Source organism: Sphingopyxis sp. H115 (genome assembly GCF_001468465.1).
GTDB lineage: Bacteria > Pseudomonadota > Alphaproteobacteria > Sphingomonadales > Sphingomonadaceae > Sphingopyxis.
In genome coordinates, this window is record NZ_LNSA01000004.1 from 60013 (window position 1) to 76782 (window position 16770).

Annotated in this window: 13 protein-coding genes and 1 tRNA gene; 2 read left to right on the forward strand and 12 right to left on the reverse strand. The window is 63.6% G+C overall.

The genetic code is table 11. The features are described 5' to 3' along the window. Positions 1-167: 167 nt before the first annotated feature. From ATE71_RS04360 to ATE71_RS04405, 10 genes are all read right to left on the reverse strand, one after another. Positions 168-1088 carry a nucleotidyltransferase and HEPN domain-containing protein gene (locus tag ATE71_RS04360; RefSeq protein ID WP_058802225.1) on the reverse strand — a complete coding sequence of 307 codons (921 nt, stop codon included), beginning with the start codon at positions 1086-1088 and terminating at the stop codon, positions 168-170. Between the two features lie 40 nt (positions 1089-1128). Then, positions 1129-3939 (reverse strand): MobF family relaxase, encoded by a 2811-nt coding sequence (mobF, locus tag ATE71_RS04365; RefSeq protein ID WP_058802226.1) that lies wholly within the window; start codon positions 3937-3939, stop codon positions 1129-1131. Next, positions 3939-5837, reverse strand: a complete 1899-nt coding sequence (locus tag ATE71_RS04370) for a type IV secretion system DNA-binding domain-containing protein (RefSeq protein ID WP_082665080.1) — start codon at positions 5835-5837, stop codon at positions 3939-3941. Before ATE71_RS04370 ends, mobF begins: the two co-directional genes overlap by 1 nt. Beyond that, complete coding sequence (locus tag ATE71_RS04375; RefSeq protein ID WP_058802227.1) at positions 5834-6202, reverse strand: hypothetical protein; 369 nt, start codon at positions 6200-6202, stop codon at positions 5834-5836. Before ATE71_RS04375 ends, ATE71_RS04370 begins: the two co-directional genes overlap by 4 nt. A 207-nt stretch (positions 6203-6409) precedes the next feature. Next, positions 6410-6937, reverse strand: a complete 528-nt coding sequence (locus ATE71_RS04380) for a hypothetical protein (RefSeq protein ID WP_152998642.1) — start codon at positions 6935-6937, stop codon at positions 6410-6412. A gap of 62 nt (positions 6938-6999) precedes the next feature. Continuing rightward, positions 7000-7173 carry a helix-turn-helix domain-containing protein gene (locus tag ATE71_RS04385; protein ID WP_058802229.1) on the reverse strand — a complete coding sequence of 58 codons (174 nt, stop codon included), beginning with the start codon at positions 7171-7173 and terminating at the stop codon, positions 7000-7002. Between the two features lie 172 nt (positions 7174-7345). Next, entirely contained in the window at positions 7346-8206 is an 861-nt protein-coding gene (locus ATE71_RS04390; protein WP_058802230.1) for a hypothetical protein, read from the reverse strand. 6 nt (positions 8207-8212) lie between these two features. Then, a complete protein-coding gene (locus tag ATE71_RS04395) occupies positions 8213-9421 on the reverse strand; it encodes a tyrosine-type recombinase/integrase (RefSeq protein WP_058802231.1) in 1209 nt (402 codons plus the stop codon). A 165-nt stretch (positions 9422-9586) separates the two neighbouring features. Further along, positions 9587-9660, reverse strand: a tRNA-Gly gene (locus ATE71_RS04400). 61 nt (positions 9661-9721) lie between these two features. Beyond that, complete coding sequence (locus ATE71_RS04405) at positions 9722-10192, reverse strand: Lrp/AsnC family transcriptional regulator (RefSeq protein WP_058802232.1); 471 nt, start codon at positions 10190-10192, stop codon at positions 9722-9724. A 97-nt stretch (positions 10193-10289) separates the two neighbouring features. On the opposite strand from ATE71_RS04405, the gene putA reads away from it, so the two are divergent. Beyond that, complete coding sequence (gene putA, locus ATE71_RS04410; RefSeq protein WP_235587900.1) at positions 10290-13385, forward strand: bifunctional proline dehydrogenase/L-glutamate gamma-semialdehyde dehydrogenase PutA; 3096 nt, start codon at positions 10290-10292, stop codon at positions 13383-13385. A gap of 202 nt (positions 13386-13587) precedes the next feature. Here the strand turns inward: putA and ATE71_RS04415 are convergent, their stop codons facing one another. Together ATE71_RS04415 and ATE71_RS04420 are read right to left on the reverse strand one after the other, a co-directional pair. Further along, complete coding sequence (locus ATE71_RS04415; RefSeq protein ID WP_058802234.1) at positions 13588-14283, reverse strand: hypothetical protein; 696 nt, start codon at positions 14281-14283, stop codon at positions 13588-13590. Positions 14284-14304: 21 nt separating this feature from the next. Beyond that, the gene (locus ATE71_RS04420) at positions 14305-15231 is read right to left on the reverse strand and encodes a tetratricopeptide repeat protein (protein WP_058802235.1); all 927 of its coding nucleotides are present in this window, start codon (positions 15229-15231) and stop codon (positions 14305-14307) included. A gap of 157 nt (positions 15232-15388) precedes the next feature. On the opposite strand from ATE71_RS04420, the gene gdhA reads away from it, so the two are divergent. After that, positions 15389-16744 (forward strand): NADP-specific glutamate dehydrogenase, encoded by a 1356-nt coding sequence (gdhA, locus tag ATE71_RS04425; RefSeq protein WP_058802236.1) that lies wholly within the window; start codon positions 15389-15391, stop codon positions 16742-16744. The last annotated feature ends 26 nt before the right edge of the window (positions 16745-16770 follow it).

Here is a 16770-nt window from a genome sequence, read left to right on the forward strand (position 1 = left end):
TGTTCGCTGTGGTGCCGCCGAAGCGGCGATCAGCAACTGTCCGACACGCGGCCGGACCTACATGATGCCTGGCAGGATTATCCCCGGAATGGCCGCCAGTCGTTCCATTCCGTGCCGACGACTATACCAGAATCCGGGAGTCCCGGCAAGCGGCGGCACTCAAACGCCTATTGGCGCGCCGCCGTCTCGAGCTCGGCGATCTTGTCCAAGCAGACCTGGTGGACCACGCGGCCGAGTTCCTCGACGCGATCGGTAAGCCAGTACAGCTCTTCTTCGCTAATTTTGTAGTGCTTCGCGTATCTGGCCTTCGTGTAAGCTTCCTTCAGCTTCTGGAACATCGCTCGCTCGCGATGCGTCGCTTCGGGCCAGATGCCGTAGAGACGACGGTCAAGTCCTTCGGCGAGTGACCGCAGGAACGCGAGGTTATGATTGTACGGCGTGTAGAAGGTCAGGGTAAGCAATAAGCATCCGTAAAGACGTTCAGTCGCTTGGTGCAGTTGGAAAGCAGATTCCTTAAGTCTGCCGCGGCTACGCGCATATTTCGAGGTGTCGAGAAAACCGGCTGCGCTCGGCATCCATTCCTCAAAATATTCTCGTGCCGTTTCGAGCGCCTGTTCCGGCGTCTTTGGCTTCGGCGTAGCCAGCTCTCGGTCATCGGCTTCATAAAGTGCGATCCCGTCCTTCGCGACCTCCATGAAGAAGACGCGACCATGCGAGAGCCCGTCATTCACCTCATGCAGGCTGTGGACGATGAAGTTGACCGGCGTGTGGAGCGTCTTCTCGATCGTGTAGGCGCGAATGAGACGTTCCTCGGCGGTCGCCCAATAGGCGGCGCGGTCGGTCATCTCCTTCTGGCTGACGATGACGAGAATGTCATAGTCCGATTTATACTGGTTCGCCGACAGCGGCGCATCGACCCAGTCGCCGCGCGCGTGGCTGCCGAACAGGATAATCTTGAGGATACGCGCACCCTTGCGCGGTCCCGTCGCATTCTCGGTCGCGCCCCGAAACTCCTCGAAGATCGTCTCGACGATCCGTTCGAGTTCGCGCTGCTTGGCGGCGGGAAGATGGGTAAGATCGGTACGCATGTAGCGGAATCTTCGGGAAGATCGCATGCTTTGGCAAGAGCTAAAGCCCCATGCCGGGCAGCGAGGCCGCCGCTTGCGAGACCGCCGCGCTGATCGCCTTGTCGGCGGCGGGCGCGGCGATGGCGGCTTGCACCATGGCGGCCCCCGCCGCAGGTGCCTGTGAAAGTGCAGTCTGGACGACCCCGGCGCGTGCATTGATCGCCGATGTCAGTTTCGCGCGATCATCAGTAAGGATTGTCGCCGACTCCTTCGCGCGCGAAATGCCGACGTAGAAGCTTTTCTGGTCGACCAGATTGGTCGCCTTGCTGTCGGCGTGGATGATCACATGATCGGCGGTGCGCCCCTGCGCGGCGAAGGCGGTGTCGACATAGGCATGGGCGATATGCCGGTCGCGCGCCGCGTCGAGGTCGAGAGTCTGCACCTGACCGCGAGCGCTAAGCACCGTCGCCGTCCGCGCCTTCTCGTCGATCGCGGTGACTTCGCCGCGCGCCCCATTGATCCGCCCGGCCTCGCGATCATTGCGGGTAAAGCGGATGCTGTCGCCGGTCCTGACGTCCATATTCTGGGGCGCGAACACCTGCACCTTGCCGGCGCCCCATTGGCGAAGCCGCCAATCGACCTCACGTCCGTCTTCGGACCTCAGCGCAATGGCGGCCTTGGCTGGATCGACCGCCTCGACACGATAGGCTTCGCCCCGCGCGACACCCTTGTCGGCATAATCGCTGGTGAACCGCACAACGTCGCCCCGGTCGTAGCTGAGCGGGTCACGTGCCTCAGCGCGGGTGAGCCCCTTGTTGACGAGGCTTTCGATGGCGACGGCGGGACCGGAAAGCGCGCCCGACCTGACAAGCGCCGTGCGGATGTCGGCCGTCAGCACATCGCGGCCCTCGCGCGAGGGCTCGATGACAAGCGTGCGGGACCGCGCCGCCTTGTCGAGTTCGGCATAGCGTTCGGCGATGGCGGCGAAGCGGTCTGCGCGGTCGGCATGTTCGACGATCTGGCCGCCGCCGCGATCGAGCGCGGCGAGCGCCTTCCTCGCATCGCCCTCAATCGACGCGAGCACCGCTTCTTTGGTCGCCGCGTTGCTCTGCCGGACGATCTCGCCGAGCGTGGTGGTTTCCATGCCGGCGCCTTGGAGTTGCGCGAATGCCGCGCCGGCCTCGACCGATCCGAGCTGCTTAACATCACCCACAAGGATGACGCGCGCATCATGCTGCTCGGCCAGATCGAACAGACGCGCGGTATCGCGCGCCGACAAGAGCGAAGCCTCATCGACGATCCATGCGACCGGCTGACCGGGCGCCGAAACTTCCGGCACGAGCAAATGACGCGCCACAGTATCGCCGCGCGTGCCGAGCGCCTCGCCAAGCGTCATCGCCGCCGATGCGGTCGGCGCCAGCGCGACAACCGTTACGCCGCGTGCTTCGGCTTCGCGCGCGAAGGTGGCGAGCACGGTCGTGGTCTTCGCCGTTCCGGCATAACCCTGCACTGCGGTGACCCGATTGCGGCTGGTAAGGAGCTGTTCGGTCGCGGCCTTCTGGTCAGCATTCCAGCCAAAGCCGGACCGCTCCGCCTTTGCAGCCGCACCTGCTACTGCCTTGGCGGCGGCTAGCGGTGATGCGATGGGAGCGAACGCGCCGCGCCCGTGCGTTTCAATCCGAAGCAGTGTCTTCTCGGCGGCTATATTCTGCCGCGTCGTGAACCCGGCGAACGCGGCGCCGCGCCGATCGAGGAAAGTACGGTCGACCAACTCGCCCTCCTTTGCAGCCCGCCCTATCGCTTCGCCGATCTCGGCATAGCCGACCTTCCCAAGGCCAACCCGCCCGGCTTCCTCGTGGAGCGACGCGACCGAGAACACCGACTGCCGCTCGCCAAGCTTGTCGGCGGCATGAGCGACGGCGCGATCGGCGATCGATGGATAGGGAAGATGAATCCCGTCCGCCGCTCTGGCTTGGGCCTCGCGCACCAACGCCAGTCGGATCTCTGCATCGAATCCCGCCCGGTCGGCGGTCTCGCGCCAGTCGGCGACAAGCGCGCCATGATCGGTCGCGACCTTCACTTGCCGAGTATCGAGCGCGGCGACCTGCTTCTCAGCGGCGCTGGCTTCTTCGCGCGAAGTTCCGCGCTCGCCGAGTGCCGCTTCGATCTCGGCGCTGCGCGTGCTGAACGCCGCCATCACATCCGCCGACACGCCATTGATCTCGAACATCGATTCCTTGCCCGGTGCAATCTCATAGCCGAGCTCGCGGACCTTCAAGGCCAGCTCCTGCCGATAGATGGCGCCGATCTGCTTCTGGAGCTGATAGATCGCGCGTGGTTCGAGACTCCGCCACGAGCCATCCTCGCCCTGCGTCGCATTCATCATGACATTGTGCGTGTGTAGCTGCGGGTCCTGCGCTCGGCTCGTCCCGTGCTGAAAGCTCGCGATAACGAGATTGCCGGTGGCTTCGCGGGTCACGCTGCCGCCATGCCGAACGCGGGTCGCGGCCATATGCGCCTCAACATGCGCGAGCGCGGTCTTCACCGCTTGGCTATGCGCTCCGATCAACCGCCGGTCGCCCGCAACCTCGGCCATGATCGACACCGACTTGGGCGCACTCAGCGTCACATCCCAGCCGGGGCGATGTTCGAGATGACCGTCTCGGACCGTGCCGAGCTGCTGACCCGCGACCTTGCCATCGAGCAATTCCCGAAATCGGTCGCGATCGACATCGCCCGATAGTCCAAGTTCCTCGGCACCCTTGCCGTGCCATTCGGACGGCGACAGCCCGCCCTCGGCGTAATAATCGTCAGCCTCATAATAGCTGCTCGCCTGCGCTGAGTTCGTCAGCGCCGATACCGACGCGACCATCAGATCGGTCCACCGTCGTCTGCGGGCGGGGATGCCGGCGGCTTCTTCCTTGCCTTGGGCTTTTCGACGACCGGCTCCTCGGACGGTGATGGCACTGCGCTATCTGGCTCTTCTTTGGGTGCCACCTCCGACGGCCGGTGCCAGAGGCTCGTCTCGGGATTCGCCGCGACAAAGGCAGGCTGGCGCGGCTCGCCCCGCTTATCGATATGGTCGGCGGTGAGCGCGATACGCGCGACCGGCAATCCGTCGGGGAACAGCAAATAGCCCTCAAAGCGCGCGAGGCGGAGTTCGCTTTCGAACACGGCGGGACGGGTCTTGCGCTGGCGACCGAGCGTCATCCGTGGCTTGTCGTCGCTCTCGCCAAGCGCGCCGGTCATGGTCTGGATCTCGACCTCGCAGGTGCCGATCGTGTCGCTCGCCCAGCGCCGGGACTCGCCGTCGCCCATCTGGAGGAACAGCTTGGTATTGCAGCAACCGAGCATGGATTCGGCAAGGTCGTCGCCGTAGCGATGCCGCATCTGGCCGACGCCCTGGAAGGTCAGCACAACCGCTGCCCCGAACTTGCGGCCCTCGGGCAGCAGGCGCGTCAGATTGTCGACTCGGGGCAGGTCGGCAAGTTCGTCGAGAAGAAACCAGACGCGCCGATCCGATGACGGAGCAAGACCCAGCATGGCGCTAGCGGCGCACTCGAGCCAGCATGCGAGCAAGGGCTTGAGCGCCGCAAATTGCTCTTCCTTTCGCGGCACGAAGATCCAAGGCTTGCCGCCCTTCGTCTCGTCGAGGCCGGCGATGAACCCCCGGAAGGAAAAGGTCTTCTCGCCCTCTTCGGGCATCCGAAGAAACTGGATCAGGTTCGCGGCCTTCGCGAGCATGAAGAGTACGCTGCCGGTGGCGCGGTCGGCGTCGTCAGAGAAGGTGCGCGCTGACGAGGTGTCCTTGAGCCAGGCCTTGAGCTTGTCCTTGTCCATCTTTTGAAGCGCTTCGAGCAGGTCTGGCAGCGTGCATTTCTTCTCCTTCCACAGTTCCCGGATCATGTTGGCGACGAGGATGCGGCTTGTTTCCAGCCAGACGTCGTCGTCCTGCTTTCCGGTTTCAGTGACGAGTTGCTGCGCGATGCGATCAGCGTCGGCGGGGTGGGCGATCTCGGCGAAGGGCGACCAATAAACGCAGCGGGCGTCGAACGGATTGAGGATGATGTCGCCGCACTCGGGCCGGAAGTAATGGGCGATGAACTCGCCGCTGGTGTCATAGACCAGCGCCGCTTCCCCGCGCGCCGCGATCCCGTCGAGCATCTGGCGCAGCACCGTCGTCTTGCCGCTGCCGGTCGTGCCGACCATTGCCATGTGCCGGGTTTCGAGGCGGCGGGGAAAGGGGACGGGACCGATCGCCAGCGGATGTGAACCGGCTTCGGCTCGCGCCAGCTTCACAAGCTCCTTCTCGCTCGTAACCTTGGTGCCATCGATCACGCGATCCCGAAGCGCGCGTTCACGCCTGCGCGCGGCGACATCACGGAGCAGGAGCAGGCCGGACAGCCATGCAATGAATCCCAGCATGGCGCCGCGCATGACAAACGACTTGGCGATGCTCGCCCGACGAACAAAATAGGGATCGGTCGCGACCGTGCGGGCGGGGGTCAGATAGTCGGCTCCCTCGTAACGGATGACTATCCCGGGATCGCCGCCGTCGCCTGCAAACCATGACAGCATCTTCGCGTGATAATGGGTGCCGGTGTCCCGAAGGATGCTCGGGTCGAGCATCAGATAGGGCGCCGCCAAACCGCCCAGCGCGATCGACGAGACCATCATCGCGAACTGCCGTTTGAACCGCCGCGTCTGACTATAGCGAAGATGACGCCGCAGCGTCTCGGCATGGAGCCGGAGATCGTAAGGCTCGCTCATGACCGATCCTCCGCTGCCGCCCGTTGCCGGTCATAAGCCCGCTTCGTCTCGGCGGTTATGACCTCGTCGCTCTTGCCGCCTCCCATCGCGGCGCTGCGTGCATAGCAATAGGCGGCGCAGGCCGTGTGCAAGGTGCGGTCGAGCAGGCGTTCGACATCGGCGAGCCGCGTGCTCATCGATGCCACCTCGGCGATAAGTTCGCGGTCGCCTGAACTGATGACGATAGGGTTTTCCTGCCCGTCGATCCCTGTCTTCACGCAGCGGCGGAGCATCGCGTAAACCGTCTTGCCCTGCCGGTCGGCGAGCGCGCGAAGCGCCGTGTCCAGTGCTGCGGGCAGGCGGACGGAATGTTGAACGGTCTTCATCGCGCCGCCCCCCTGAGGGTGCGGATCGCACCCTCAAATTTTGGCGGAATAGCGTCACTTCGGCGAAGCAATTGCGGGGCGCACTCTGATCGCACCCTCAAAAAGTGGCGGAAAAGCTGGATGCACCCGTGCGTGAGGTGTGTATCCAAATTACGGGTCCGATGCGTAGCATCGCGGCCCTGCGACCTTGCTTGAAATACAGCCGTGTCAGACATGATCCGGGCCCTCCGTGACGGGGTGCTTCACTTCCCCGCGAGTAACCCAGTCAGCGATCATTGCCTTGGCTTCGAGGTCGGCTGTTTGGCGGTCATATGGATTTACGGCTGGCAAAAGTTTGCGGCGGCCATTGTCCGCAAGCCAGGCCAGGATCGCGCGTTCGATAGCTCCTCTCATATGATCACGAAGGTCGTTGGCCTCGAAAGGATCGAGATTAATCGTGACGCCGTTGCTGAAGATTTCTCCGCCCAAGGGAAGTGCAAAGTCACCGGCCAGTTGAAGCGGACCATCGATGTGGCAGTGGCTCACGTCGCCATCGTAGACTGCCAGCGGTGGCCGCTCGGCGTAACGCCAGAAATTGACTGCGGCGCGGTACGTGTCACCGTCCTCGCCGTTGGCGAGCAACTTTTCGATGATTGGCCACATGTAGACGGCGGTCTGGACATCGGCGTCGACGTGCATGTTGGGATTTCGGACCTGAGAAAAGAGACGAGCGAAGGCTTTGCGAAGAACGGACATGTCTTGTCCTCCTGAGTCGAAATGTGATCGGGATGCGCGGGCGGCAATTCGCCGCGTCGAAATCAAGTCTCGGGGCGAGCCTGGGTGAGCCGTGCGATGGATGCGGTCGTGATCAGCGTTCGCGTGCCGATCTTCAGCGCATCGACTTGGCCGGTCTTGATGAGCTTGTAGATTGTGCTCCGGCCGACGCCGAGCGCCTGGGCAGTGCGGTTTATCGAATATGCGAGTTCATCCATTGTCGCCTCCGTTGGAGTGCCGCGATGCGGCGGGCGACAGGACCATTTGCAGCTAAGCGCGGGCAGTTCCAACGGTGTGCGAATGTACCAGAAAACCGCCGTTCGTGGCCGTTCCCCGGTAATTGGTCCCGATTAGACACCGCGCAATTGCGTGGTTTCTCGGTAATTCAGGCTAGGGTTTAGACGAGCGATTTTTCGCAATCGTCTCCAAAATCTGCTTTGCATAAGAAGAAAGCTGAGTTCTGCTTGGGATTTCACGGCGGCGGCTGTCGTACCAATCTTCCAGCAGCTCGATAATCCGAGTCTGATTTCCGCGCTTCTTGGTGATGTCGATCGCCCGAACTTCGGGATGCTCGATCAATGAGATGACTGCGTCGGTGTAATCATATTTCTTGGGCGCTCCGGCGCGATTTGGCTCGGCTTTGGCGTCAGCAATGAGCTTGTCGATGTCTGCCTCAAGGAACAGCTCGCGGTCGAACCAGAGTCCGACTGGACCGAAGAGTGCGCTGCGGATCGTGTTGTCCTTGGCTACATGCGCGGCGCGAAGCTTCCCGAAGAAGTAGCGGTGGTCAACATATCGACGCGCGCCATTGCGGGAGTAGTAGAAAGGGCGTGGCGTCGATTCGAGCTGGAGAATGGCGAACAGGCGTTCCAGGTTGCGAACGGCCAAGTCAGACGGGTCCGCGTAAACGGGGCTCTGGGGCGATCTCGCTTTCATCCCGCCATACTGAAACACGCGCCACGACGCTCCAATCGCGATCATCAACGCGGCGCCGCCAAGTCCAAGCAGCGTGGCCAAATCCGCGCCCGGCGCCTTGCCAACCGTAAGGGCGCCACCAATGAGAACAGCGCCGGCTGTTACTACTGCCGTCGTCATAAACGAGGACGTCCAGATCCAATATCGCTTCTGGATGATGCGCCACGCTTCCGCCGTGATACGGTCGAGCTCGGCAAGTCCCGTTTGGTCATCCGTGCTAATGAATCGAGCCGCGACGATGCGGAGCGGCAACACTTCCTTCCGGTCGTCCACCATCTTCTCCTAGAGAGGGAAGGCCACATTGCCTCCATCACGGAGCTGACACAAATAATCACTCCACCACTGGGCCATCTCGACGCGTTCCGCCCAATAGGCCGACTGGTTATATATGCGCCTAATGCTCCCCGCGACCAAGTGAGCGAGCGCGCGTTCGATGGCATCGGGATTCCACTTGCCCGACTCGTTGAGCAGCGAGGAGGCGGAGGTTCGGAATCCGTGGGCCGTCATTTGCTCCTTGGAATAGCCAAGACGACGAAGCGCTGCGTTGATCGTATTGTCGCTGATCGGCCGCGCCCGTGTTCGTACCGAGGGGAACACATATTTGCCGTTACCAGAAAGCCCACGCATACTTTCCAAAATCGCGAGTGCTTGGCGTGACAGTGGCACCGCGTGCGGTTGACGCATCTTCATCTTGGAAGCGGGTAACGTCCATACCGCCTTCACGAAGTCGATTTCTGTCCATTCCATCTGGCGCAGTTCGCCGGGCCTCTGAAAGACATGCGGGGTCAGCTTTAGCGCATGCATCACTGCTGGATCGCCCACATATCCGTCAATCGCCCGGAGTAGGGCGCCAAACTCCGATGGGTCAGTGATCGCCGCGAAATGCTTTACGGTCGGTTGGATGAGCGCGCCGAGCAACATCTGCGCGGGATCGCACTCGGCTCGTGCCGTAGCGGCGGCGTAGCGGAAAACGCGGCTCGCGAAACCCCGGACCTGCTTGGCCGCCTCTAGCCGCCCGCGCCGTTCCTGCTTCTTCAACTCGTGAAGTAACTCCGCAGGCGTGATGTCGGCCACCGGCCGCCGCCCGAACTCTGTGCCTAGCAAACGTAAAAGCCAGCGATGCTTTTCTAGCGTCGCGGGTGCGACACCTTCCTTCTCGCGCTTCGCTATCAGCTCTTCGGCCACCGCCGCGAAGCTGTTGCCTGCGCTGATACTCGCAGCGATTCGAGCCTGCCGCTTGGCAGTGTTGGGATCGACGGCATGGGCGAGCTGCTTTTTCGCATCGTCCCTAGCCGCTCGCGCTTCGGCGAGCGTAATTGCGGGATAGGCGCCGAGCGCCAGTTTACGCTCCACTCCATGAAGGCGATACTTAACGCGCCAAAGCTTGCTGCCGATCGGATTGACCAAGAGATAAAGGCCGCCCGAATCCGAGACTTTATATGGCTTATCTTTTGGCTTCGCTTTGCGGATCGCGGTGTCGGTAAGCGCCATTTGGGGGCCTCGTAAATCAGGGGCTTTGGAAAGGCCCCCGGATATGCCCCCGAATCGTCTAGCTACGTGCGATCATGGGCAGTCACCGGAAGCCAGTGAATGCTCAAAAAATATCGGATTTTCAGGGTTTTTTCAACCATCAGCGGCTGCGCGTGGGCAGCAAGATGGAGCGGGTGAAGGGAATCGAACCCTCGTCGTAAGCTTGGGAAGCTTCTGCTCTACCATTGAGCTACACCCGCGTCGGAAGCGCGATTGGCACAGGCGCGGGCGGCGGTCAATCTCCCGCATCGCCGGCCTGCGTCAGCGCGCCGCCTCGCGGATCGTCTCCATCGCGACGAAGGTCGAGGTGCTCGCGACGTGCGGCAAGCTCGAGATTTTCTCGCCCAGCACGATACGATAACGACGGATATCGGGGGTGCGGACCTTGAGCAGATAATCGAAGCTGCTCGCGATCATATGGCATTCCTCGACCTCGGGAATCTGCCGCACGGCCCTATTGAACTGCTTGAGCGCCTCTTCGCGGGTGTCCGACAGCTTGACTTCGGTGAAGGCGACATGGTCGAGCCCCACCTTGGCGGGATCGACGATCGCGCGAAAACCGATGATCAACCCGCTGTCGACGAGGCGCTTCACGCGCTGCTGGCACGGCGTTTTCGAAAGACCGACCTGCAACGCGAGTTCGGTAAAGGTGATCCGCCCGTCACGCCCCAGAATCGCGAGGATCTTACGATCGAATTCATCAATTTGGGCTTCAAATGGGGAGTTTTTCATTCGGATTGACTAGTATTGATCATGAAATTGGTCAATTAATATAAATATCCGGTGAAAACAAGTCTGATCGACTTCGAGTGACATGGTATCAGGCGACATGATCCAAAGCCCCGACCGCGCCGCCGTCCGCGCCCTCGCCCGCCGCAGCGAATCCGACATTGTCGCCGAACTGCGCAGCGCCCTTGCAACGTCGCCCGCCAGTGTCCAAGCCGTGACACAGCGCGGTCTCGAACTGATCCGCAAGGCGAAGGCCGATGGCGAGCGCGAGACGCTCGTCGCGCAGCTGATGAACCGCTATCGCCTGTCGACCGAGGAAGGCGTCGTGCTTATGTGCCTTGCCGAGGCGCTGCTGCGTGTCCCCGACAATGCGACCGCCAATGCGCTGATCCGCGACAAGATCGCCGGGCGCCACTGGAAGGATGGCGAAGAGGAAGACAGCCCGCTGATCGTTGCGCTGTCGTCGCGCGGGCTGTCGCTCGGCTCGGCGACGCTAATGCTCGATGCGATGGGAAGCAAGGCGAACCCGCTGACGCTGATCAAGTCGATGGTCCGCCGTTCGGGCGAGCCGGTGATCCGGCAGGCCGCGCTCGCGGCGATGAAGATGCTCGGCCAGCAATTCGTGATGGGCGAGACGATCGATGCCGCGGTCAAGCGCGCCAACAGGGAGAAATCCGAACTCGCGAGCTTCGACATGCTCGGCGAGGCGGCGCGCACCGCCGAAGATGCGCGGCGCTATTGCGAAAGCTATGCGAATGCCATCGCGCGGATCGGCAGGGATGCGAAACCGGGCGACCCGCACGCCAACCACGGTATTTCGATCAAGCTGTCGGCGCTCCACCCCCGCTACGAATATCTGCAGGCCGCGCGCATCCAGCGCGAGTTGATCCCGCACGTCATCGAACTCGCCAAGGCGGCGCGCGCAGTGAACATCCCCCTGATGATCGACGCCGAAGAAAGCGACCGGCTCGAACCGCATATGGATGTGTTCGCGGCGCTGATCGACGCGGGCATCGCCGATGGCTGGACCGGGCTCGGCATCGTGATCCAGGCGTATCAGAAGCGCGCGCCCGCGGTGATCGACTGGCTGGCGAACCGCGCGCGGACGCGCGGCGTCAGGCTGTCGATGCGCCTCGTAAAAGGGGCCTATTGGGACACCGAGATCAAGCGCGCGCAGACGCTGGGGCTTGGCGACTTTCCGGTGTTCACCGCGAAGCTCCACACCGACCTCAACTATATGCGCTGCGCGCAGCTTTTGCGCGACTACCAGGATTGCATCTATCCGGCGTTCGCGAGCCATAATGCGATGACGCTGGCCTATGTGTCCGAGCTGTTCGCGGGCGCCGATTACGAGTTGCAGCGGCTGCACGGCATGGGCGAGGGCGCGCACGACGCGCTCGTCGCGCTGTTCCCGCCGCCGCGCCCGGTGCGCGTCTATGCGCCGGTCGGCACGCACCGCGACCTGCTGGCCTATCTCGTCCGCCGCCTGCTCGAAAATGGCGCGAACTCCAGCTTCGTCCACCAATTCTCCGACCCCGGCGTGACCGCCGAAGAGCTGGCGGTCGATCCGCGCAGCGTCGCGAGCGCGGCATCCTCCAACATCGCGACCGGCCTCGGCCTGTTCGATCCGGAGCGGCGCAATTCGCGCGGCTACGACCTTGGCGAGCCCGGCGTGCCCGAGGCGCTGGTTTCGGCGATCGGCGCGGCGCGGCGTAGCGATCTCGTCGCGGCGCCGATCGTCGGCGGCGTCGCGCGCAGCGGCGAGGCCGAGCCCGTGCGCAATCCCGCGACGGGCGCGGTCGTCGGACAGGTGATCGAGGCCGATGCGGCCGCGGTCGCCGATGCCGTCGCCGCGGCGCGCAAGGCGCAGGGCGACTGGAGCCTTGCCGGCGGGGCTTTCCGGGCCGAGCGGCTCGAACGCGCCGCCGATTTGCTCGAAGAACATGACGCGCTCTTCATCGGCCTCGCGATCGACGAGGCGGGCAAGACGCTCGTCGACGCCGTCGCCGAAGTGCGCGAGGCGGTCGATTTCCTGCGCTATTATGCGCGCCAAGCGCGCGCCGACTTCACCTATCCCGTCGCGCTGCCCGGCCCGACGGGTGAGCGCAACGAATTGATGCTCGAGGGCAAGGGCGTGTTCGTCGCGATCAGCCCGTGGAACTTCCCGCTCGCGATCTTCCTGGGGCAGGTGTCGGCGGCGCTCGCCGCAGGCAATGCGGTGCTCGCCAAGCCTGCCGAACAGACCCCGCTAATCGCGCACGCCGCGGTCGAGCTGCTGCTCGAAGCGGGCATTCCCGGCGACGTGCTCCATTATCTCCCCGGCCGCGGCGAAAGTGTCGGCGCGGCATTGACGAGCCATGACGACATCATCGGCGTCGCCTTCACCGGATCGACCGAGGTCGCACGGATGATCAACCGCAGCCTCGCCGGGCGCGACGGTCCGATCGCGACCTTGATTGCCGAAACCGGCGGTGCGAACGCGATGATCGTCGATTCGACCGCGCTGCCCGAACAGGTCGCACGCGATGCCGTTGCCTCGGCCTTCCAGTCGGCGGGGCAGCGTTGCTCGGCGCTGCGGCTGCTTTGCGTGCAGGAAGATGTCGCCGATACGATGATCGACATGGTCGCGGGCGCGATGGCCGAGCTCAACGTCGGCGATCCGTCGATCCTTGCGACCGATGTGGGCCCGATCATCGACGAGGAGGCGCGGGCGAACATCGCCGCCTATGTCGCCGAAGCGCGCGCTGCGGGCCGCCTTATCGCCGAAGCCGGGCGGACGAACCTGCCCCCGAACGGCCAATTCGTGCCGCCCACCCTGATCCGGCTCGACCATGTCACCGACCTGAAGCGCGAGATTTTCGGCCCTGTCCTGCACGTCGCAACATGGAAGGGCGGCGAGCTGGATGCGCTGATCGATGCAATCAACGCGTCGGGCTATGGGCTGACGCTCGGCGTCCACACGCGCATCGACGGCGTGGCGGCGCACATTGCGGCGCGGGCGGCAGTCGGCAACGTCTATGTCAACCGCAACCAGATCGGCGCAATCGTCGGCTCGCAGCCCTTTGGCGGCCGCGGCCTGTCGGGAACCGGCCCGAAGGCCGGCGGCCCGCATTATCTGCATCGCTTTGCAGAGGAAAAGTCGATCAGTACCGACATTACCGCCGCCGGCGGCAATGCGGCGCTGATGGCAGGCTAGGGCGAAGGAAAAGGCGCGGGTCGATGGCCCGCGCCGTCCGGTCCGGCTGACCGCGAGGCCCGATACAGAGTGGACGGCTGTCCCGGGCGATACGTCCGAAAGCGACTCGCGGCGCTTTTGCCGCGGCGACCTTATGTTCTGTCCCCCCGCAGCACCGCCATCATATCCTTTACCCGGGGATGTGCCAAGCGATTCGCGAGGCTCAATTGGCCCGGCCGTCGGTCGCTTTCAGCCGCTCGGCGATCCACCGCGTGCGTTGCAGCAGCGCCGCCCCGCTGTTCGGTTTCACCGGGTCGTCATAGGCATAAACGAACAGGATATGGCCCGCGACCACCGTCCCGCAGCCGCCGACCGCAATCGGATAGGATGCGAATTCGCTGCGAACCTCGAGTTCGCCGCCCATATAGATGCAAACCGTGTCGGCGCCGCGCGGCCGGATCTCGCCGCTAAGGTCCACCTTGGTACCCAGCGCGGTCGACAGATTATCGCCCGCCTTGCCAATCTCGGGCCGGGTCGCGTGGCCGCTCTGATAGGCCGGAAGCTTCAGTTCCTCGGTCATCAACGCGATAAATTCGGCCCGCTTCATCGCGGGCGACTGGGCATGCGGCGACTTGACCAGATAATAGTCATATTTGGTGCCGCCTACCTTGTTCCGCTGGTCGCAGCGGATCAGCATCGCGTGGGTCTGATTGTCCGGGTCGCCCTTCGCGAGCATATCCGCCGCCGCCTTGTCGGCGCCGGTCGGCAGGCAATAGCCGTCGGGAATGACACCCTTGACCGGCACATCGCCAAGACGGAGCGACAGCGGATCGGCGGCGTGACCGACCCCCGGCAATAGCGCCGGGCCGGCCGCGAGCATCGCCGCCGCCGCGGCGGCGCGCATCGTCTTCCTCTTCATTTCATTCCCCCCTCGATCAAGTCATGCCCCCGGCACGCCCAATAATTGCGCCTGCGCTTTCAGCCGCGCCGCCCCCGCCGGATTGGCGGCAATGCCGTCCTTCAGCGCCTGCGCGGCCTTCGCCGTTTCGCCAAGCGTCATACGGCTGCGCATCAGCATGATCCAGCGGTCGACGTCGGCCGGGTTGGCCTTCAGCTTGGCCTCAAGCCCGTTCACCATGCCCTCGATCATCGCGTCCTGCTGCCCCTTGGGCAGCTGCGACGCGGCCTCCATATCGGCGCGGCTCGGCCCCGGGATCGCGCGGGCCGCCACCGGCATTTCGTCGGAGGTCAGCGGGCGCGCCTGCGTCGCGGCTAGCCGGGCGGCAACGTCGATCTTGTGAATCTGTGCGACCTGTTCGATCGTGCGGCGCAGGTCGCCCTCCCACGGCGCGCCCTGCGGCGTGTCGGCAAGCAGCGCGAACCAATCGTCGATCGCGCCCTTGTGATCGCCGCCGATGTCCTTCTTCACCGCAAGGAAATAGCGTGCGCGCGGGTCCTTGGCGTCGAGCGCGATCGCCTTGTCGAAGGCTTGCGAAGCGGCGGACGGCATCGGATCGCCGTCGCTCGCCATCACCCGCGCTTCGCCGAGCGCCGACCAGAGCCCCGCCGAATCGGGCGACAAACCGACGGCTTTTTCATAGGCGGCGGCGGCGGCGGCAAAATCGCCGAGGTCGAATCGCGCCGCCCCGAGCGCGGTCCATGCGTCGGCGCTATCCGGTTCGCGGCGCGTCCGGGCTTCGAGTTCGGCGAGCTGATCGGTGGGGCCAGCGACATCCTGCGTCAGCGTATCGGCAGCGGAAGGCGAGGAATCGCGCCAGATTGCATAGCCCACCGCCGCCGCCAGCAGGATGAAGGCCGCAACCAGGATTGCGCGGTTGGTCCCCGTCATGCCCTTGCTCTCGCTCATTTTTGCCCCTCTTGCGCGCGCCACGAAAAAGTACGGCCTGTGCGCGCTGTCATATTGCCTTTGTTTCGCGATGGTGTAGCCTTTGGCATACGAGGTCGGTCAACGATAAAATCGTCAGGGGTCGCACCGGCTTTCCCAGTCATCAGGGGAGGGGTGCATGGCAGTTTCGGATCACGTCGATTTTGCGACGTTCATGGAAGGCGTGAAAAAACGGAACCCGGGTCAGCCCGAGTTCGTGCAGGCGGTGCAGGAAGTGTCCGAGGACATTTTCGATTTCATCGCCGACAAGGAAGAATATCACGCGCAGCAGATCCTGCGCCGCATCGCCGAACCCGACCGGGTCGTGTCTTTCCGCGTCTGCTGGGAGGACGACAATGGCAATATCCGCGTCCAGCGCGGCTGGCGCGTCCAGAACAATAATGCGATCGGGCCGTATAAGGGCGGTATCCGTTTCCACCCGAGCGTCACCGAAAGCGTGCTCAAGTTCCTGGCGTTCGAACAGACGTTCAAAAATGCGCTGACCGGCCTCCCGATGGGCGGCGGCAAGGGCGGGTCGAACTTCAACCCCAAGGGCAAGAGCGTGCGCGAGATCATGCGCTTTTGCCAGAGCTTCATGACCGAACTCTATCGCCATATCGGCGCCGACGTCGATGTCCCCGCCGGCGACATCGGCGTGGGCGGACGCGAAATCGGCTTCATGTTCGGCCAGTATAAGCGGATAACCAACGAATTCACCGGGGTGCTGACCGGCAAGGGGCTCGAATGGGGCGGATCGCTGATCCGCACCGAGGCGACGGGTTACGGCGCGGTCTATTTTCTCGCCAACATGCTCGCCGCGAAGGGGCAGGACCTTGTCGGCAAGACGGCCGTTATTTCGGGATCGGGCAATGTCGCGACCCACGCCGCCGAAAAGATCGTCCAGCTCGGCGGCAAGGTGCTGACGCTGTCCGATTCGGGCGGCTTCATCCACGATCCCGACGGCATCACGCAGGAAAAGATCGACTGGGTGAAGGCGCACAAGACGCATCGCCGCGGCCGGATCGAGGAATATTGCGAGGAGTATAAATCGGCGAGCTTCACCGCGGGCAAGACGCCGTGGGGTGTCCCCTGCGACGTCGCGCTGCCGTGCGCGACGCAGAACGAACTGCTTGGCGACGATGCCAAGGCCCTGGTCGCCAATGGCTGTATCGCGGTCAGCGAAGGCGCGAACATGCCGACGAACCTTGAAGGCGTGCATGTCTTCAAGGATGCTAAGATCATGTTCGCGCCCGGCAAGGCGGCAAATGCCGGCGGCGTCGCGGTCTCGGGCCTTGAAATGAGCCAGAACAGCGGCCGTCGCAGCTGGAACGAAAGCGAATTGCAGCAGATGCTCAAGGATATCATGGACGGCATCCACGCGCGCTGCCTGACCTATGGCGATCGCGGCGACGGCTATATCGACTATGTGCGGGGCGCGAACATCGCCGGTTTCAAGAAGGTGGCCGATGCGATGCTGGCATTCGGGGTGGTGTAAATCGATCCAAGGCGTAAAAGCGCCGG

Bases quoted from the DNA above. Each gene is read 5' to 3' on its own strand.
- ATE71_RS04360 (WP_058802225.1), bottom strand. From the start codon at position 1,088: ATGCGTACCGATCTTACCCATCTTCCCGCCGCCAAGCAGCGCGAACTC.
- mobF (WP_058802226.1), bottom strand. From the start codon at position 3,939: ATGGTCGCGTCGGTATCGGCGCTGACGAACTCAGCGCAGGCGAGCAGC.
- ATE71_RS04370 (WP_082665080.1), bottom strand. From the start codon at position 5,837: ATGAGCGAGCCTTACGATCTCCGGCTCCATGCCGAGACGCTGCGGCGT.
- ATE71_RS04375 (WP_058802227.1), bottom strand. From the start codon at position 6,202: ATGAAGACCGTTCAACATTCCGTCCGCCTGCCCGCAGCACTGGACACG.
- ATE71_RS04380 (WP_152998642.1), bottom strand. From the start codon at position 6,937: ATGTCCGTTCTTCGCAAAGCCTTCGCTCGTCTCTTTTCTCAGGTCCGA.
- ATE71_RS04385 (WP_058802229.1), bottom strand. From the start codon at position 7,173: ATGGATGAACTCGCATATTCGATAAACCGCACTGCCCAGGCGCTCGGC.
- ATE71_RS04390 (WP_058802230.1), bottom strand. From the start codon at position 8,206: ATGGTGGACGACCGGAAGGAAGTGTTGCCGCTCCGCATCGTCGCGGCT.
- ATE71_RS04395 (WP_058802231.1), bottom strand. From the start codon at position 9,421: ATGGCGCTTACCGACACCGCGATCCGCAAAGCGAAGCCAAAAGATAAG.
- ATE71_RS04405 (WP_058802232.1), bottom strand. From the start codon at position 10,192: ATGAAAAACTCCCCATTTGAAGCCCAAATTGATGAATTCGATCGTAAG.
- putA (WP_235587900.1), top strand. From the start codon at position 10,290: ATGATCCAAAGCCCCGACCGCGCCGCCGTCCGCGCCCTCGCCCGCCGC.
- ATE71_RS04415 (WP_058802234.1), bottom strand. From the start codon at position 14,283: ATGAAGAGGAAGACGATGCGCGCCGCCGCGGCGGCGGCGATGCTCGCG.
- ATE71_RS04420 (WP_058802235.1), bottom strand. From the start codon at position 15,231: ATGAGCGAGAGCAAGGGCATGACGGGGACCAACCGCGCAATCCTGGTT.
- gdhA (WP_058802236.1), top strand. From the start codon at position 15,389: ATGGCAGTTTCGGATCACGTCGATTTTGCGACGTTCATGGAAGGCGTG.